Annotated in this window: 3 protein-coding genes; all 3 read left to right on the top strand. The window is 67.8% G+C overall.

Translation table 11 applies throughout. The features are described 5' to 3' along the window. The first annotated feature begins 206 nt into the window (after window positions 1–206). The 3 genes from HMPREF3114_RS11985 to HMPREF3114_RS11975 all read left to right on the top strand — a co-directional run bounded on the left by HMPREF3114_RS11985 (window position 207) and on the right by HMPREF3114_RS11975 (window position 3,253). Window positions 207–758, top strand: a complete 552-nt coding sequence (locus tag HMPREF3114_RS11985) for a lipocalin family protein (RefSeq protein ID WP_005417806.1) — start codon at window positions 207–209, stop codon at window positions 756–758. A gap of 163 nt (window positions 759–921) precedes the next feature. After that, complete coding sequence (locus tag HMPREF3114_RS11980) at window positions 922–1,398, top strand: LEA/WHy family protein (protein WP_053501243.1); 477 nt, start codon at window positions 922–924, stop codon at window positions 1,396–1,398. A 64-nt stretch (window positions 1,399–1,462) separates the two neighbouring features. Continuing rightward, on the top strand, window positions 1,463–3,253 hold the full coding sequence (locus HMPREF3114_RS11975; protein ID WP_053501241.1) for an acyl-CoA dehydrogenase C-terminal domain-containing protein: 1,791 nt from the start codon (window positions 1,463–1,465) through the stop codon (window positions 3,251–3,253). Window positions 3,254–3,362 lie beyond the last annotated feature (109 nt).

Genomic DNA, 3,362 nt, shown 5'->3' with positions numbered 1-3,362 from the left:
TTGAAAATCCCCGTGTCGGCGGTTCGATTCCGTCTTCGGCCACCATCTTTCGAGACCTGCAGAGATGCAGGTCTTTTTTTGTCCGTGCTTCGCGCGCACTGCACGAGTGGCGGATGCGGCGCCTGCGCACACGCCCGGTTGACGAAACATTTACACCGGCATGCGCGGCGGCACCTACGCTCCAGACTCCTGCCTGGAGCCTACCGATGCCTCTGCGCCCCGCCCTGTTCGCCTGCCTGCTGCTGGCCGCTTTCCCGGTGATCGCCACTGAACCTGTGCGCGCGGTCGAACGCCTGGACATCGATCGCTACGCCGGCCAGTGGCACGAGATTGCGCATCTTCCGGTCTCGTTCCAGAAGCAGTGCGTGGGCGAGATCACCGCCAACTACGGACTGCGCAGCGATGGCCGCATCAGTGTCACCAACGCCTGCCGCAACGGCGACGGTGAGCGCGTGGTCGCCGAAGGCGTGGCACGCGCGGTGGCCGGCCATCCCGGCCAGTTGCAGGTGCGCTTCGCGCCGGACTGGCTGAGCTGGGTCCCGCTGGTCTGGGCCGACTACTGGGTGCTGGCGCTGGACCCGGACTATCAGTGGGCACTGGTCGGTGAACCGGACCGGAAGTACCTGTGGATCCTCTCGCGCCTGCCGGAAATGGATCGCGCACGCTTCGAAGCGCTGAAAGAAAAAGCCGAGGCCATGGGCTACGACCTGCGCCCGCTGCGCCTGATGGCCCCGCTTCGCGATACGCCCGCCGATTGAACCGCGTCGCAACCGCGGCGCCGCGCGCGCGCCGTCCGGCACCGCGCACGCCCGACCGCCATCTTCACGCGCTACCCTCTGCGACGGGTCGCCACAGGCGATCCAAACAACCATACGCCGTAGTATGCTTATCCAAACGCACCCCTCCAGAGGACTTGCGCCCATGCTCCACCGTTTCCGTATCGCCTTGATTGTCCTGTGCACCCTCGCCCTTGTTGCCTGCAACAACGGCATCGTCAAGCGTGTTTCGGAACCGGCGGCCAGCCTGCAGCAGCTGACCGTGCGTGCCGACGGCAACTGGACCGTGGCCCTGCGCCTGCAGAACTTCAGCTCGATGCCGATGACCTTCGATGACGTCTCGCTGGCGCTGACCGTCGGCGACAACGAAGCCGGCACCCTGCACGCGAAGCCTGGCATCTCCATCGGCGGCACCTCCGCCGACGTGATCAATGTCGACCTGGTGCCCAGCTCGGCCGCGCGCCTGGTGGTGGCCGATGCGCTGGCCAGCAACCGCACCCTGGCCTATGGCCTGAAGGGAACGGTGGCGGCCACGCCGCAGGAAAAGAAGCAGCGCAGCTTCGACATCAGCAGCCGCAGCACCCTCAACCAGGCCCCCGGCCTGCCCGGCGTGCTGCGCTGAACGCGCCTTTCGTGGCGGCGCCCGGCGCCGCTCTCCCCTGCCCTGATCAAATCGAGACGTACCGATGAGCAGCTACACCGCCCCGCTTTCCGACCTCCGTTTCGCCCTGCACGACGTGCTCAAGGTCGAACCCCTGTTCGCCCGCCTGGGCTTCACCGACGCCACCGCCGACGTGGTCGATGCCGTGCTGGAAGAAGCCGGCCGCTTCAGCGCCACCGTGCTGGCCCCGCTCAACAGCGTCGGCGACGAGATCGGCTGCGTGCTCGACCAGGCCACCGGTGAAGTGACCACCCCGCCCGGCTTCAAGCAGGCCTACGACCAGTTCGTCGATGGCGGCTGGACCGGCCTGACCGCCTCGCCGGAGCTGGGCGGCCAGGGCCTGCCGCACACTCTGGGCGTGCCGCTGAACGAAATGATCAATGCCGCCAACCTGGCGTGGGGCAACTTCCCGCTGCTCTCCCACGGCGCCATCGAAGCGCTGAAGCAGCATGGCGAGGCCTGGCAGCACGAGGCTTTCCTCAAGCCGCTGATCGAGGGCCGCTGGACCGGCACCATGTGCCTGACCGAACCGCACTGCGGTACCGACCTCGGCCTGCTCAAGACCAAGGCCGAGCCGAACGCCGATGGGAGCTATTCGATCACCGGCACCAAGATCTTCATCACCGCCGGCGAGCACGACCTGACCGGCAACATCGTGCACCTGGTGCTGGCCAAGCTGCCCGACGCTCCCCCGGGTGCCAAGGGCATCTCGCTGTTCGTCACCCCGAAGTTCAAGGTCGACCGCGACGGCAACGTCGGCGAGCGCAACGCACTGCGCTGCGGCTCGATCGAGCACAAGATGGGCATCAAGGGGTCGGTCACCTGCGTGATGAACTTCGATGGCGCGCAGGGCTACCTGGTCGGCCAGCCGCACAAGGGCCTGCAGGCGATGTTCACCATGATGAACACCGCGCGCCTGGGGGTCGGCCTGCAGGGCGTCGGCCTGTCCGAGCGCGCCTACCAGAACGCGCTGAAGTACAGCCGTGAGCGCCTGCAGTCGCGCGCCCTGAGTGGTGCCAGGTTCCCGGACAAGCCGGCCGACCCGATCCTGGTCCACCCGGATGTGCGCCGCATGCTGCTGACGGTGAAGTCGCTGGTCGAAGGCAGCCGCCTGCTGGCGCTGCACGCCGCCACCCTCATCGACGTTGCCCACCATGCCGAGGATGCCGCTGAGCGCGAGCGCGCCGACACCCTGGTGAGCTTCCTGACCCCGATCTCGAAGGCCTGCCAGACCGAATGGGGCATCGAGAACACCTACAACGCCCTGCAGTGCTTCGGTGGCCACGGCTACATCCGCGAGCACGGCATGGAGCAGCTGGCCCGCGACGCCCGCATCACCACGCTGTATGAAGGCACTACCGGCATCCAGGCGCTGGACCTGATCGGCCGCAAAACCGCGTCCAGCCAGGGCGCCGGCCTGAAGCTGATGCTGGCCGAGATCGAAGCCTTCGCCAAGGAACACGAGGGCAACGAAGCGCTGGCCGAGTTCATTGGCCCGCTGCGCGCCAAGGCCGCCGAATGGGGCAAGCTGACGATGGACGTGCTGCAGCGCGCGGCCGCCAATCCGGACGAACTGGGCGCAGCAAGCTACGACTACCTGTTCTATTCGGGTTACGTGGTGCTGGCCTACTGGTGGGCCCGCAGCGTCGCCGCCGCCGACGCCAGCGCACACGGCGCCGCTTTCGCCCAGGGCAAGCGCGAGACTGCGCGGTTCTACTTCGCCCGTGTGCTGCCGCGCACGCTCAGCCACGCCGCCGCGATCCAGTCCGGCGCCGCCCCGCTGATGGCGATGGACGACGAGCGCTTCGGCGCCTGAGCCGGGCTACGCCCGGCACCCGCGGTAGTGCCGGCCGCTGGCCGGCGACCGCAAAAGCAACAGCTGCATCCCGGTGGATGGCGGGGCGGTGTGGGTTGGCAGGACACGC

Origin of the sequence: Stenotrophomonas sp. HMSC10F07 (assembly GCF_001807895.1) — a bacterium.
Lineage (GTDB): Bacteria > Pseudomonadota > Gammaproteobacteria > Xanthomonadales > Xanthomonadaceae > Stenotrophomonas > Stenotrophomonas sepilia.
This window is presented reverse-complemented; position numbering and strand designations above follow the sequence as displayed.

Coding starts and splice junctions, on each gene's coding strand:
- HMPREF3114_RS11985 (WP_005417806.1), top strand. CDS start 207: ATGCCTCTGCGCCCCGCCCTGTTCGCCTGCCTGCTGCTGGCCGCTTTC.
- HMPREF3114_RS11980 (WP_053501243.1), top strand. CDS start 922: ATGCTCCACCGTTTCCGTATCGCCTTGATTGTCCTGTGCACCCTCGCC.
- HMPREF3114_RS11975 (WP_053501241.1), top strand. CDS start 1,463: ATGAGCAGCTACACCGCCCCGCTTTCCGACCTCCGTTTCGCCCTGCAC.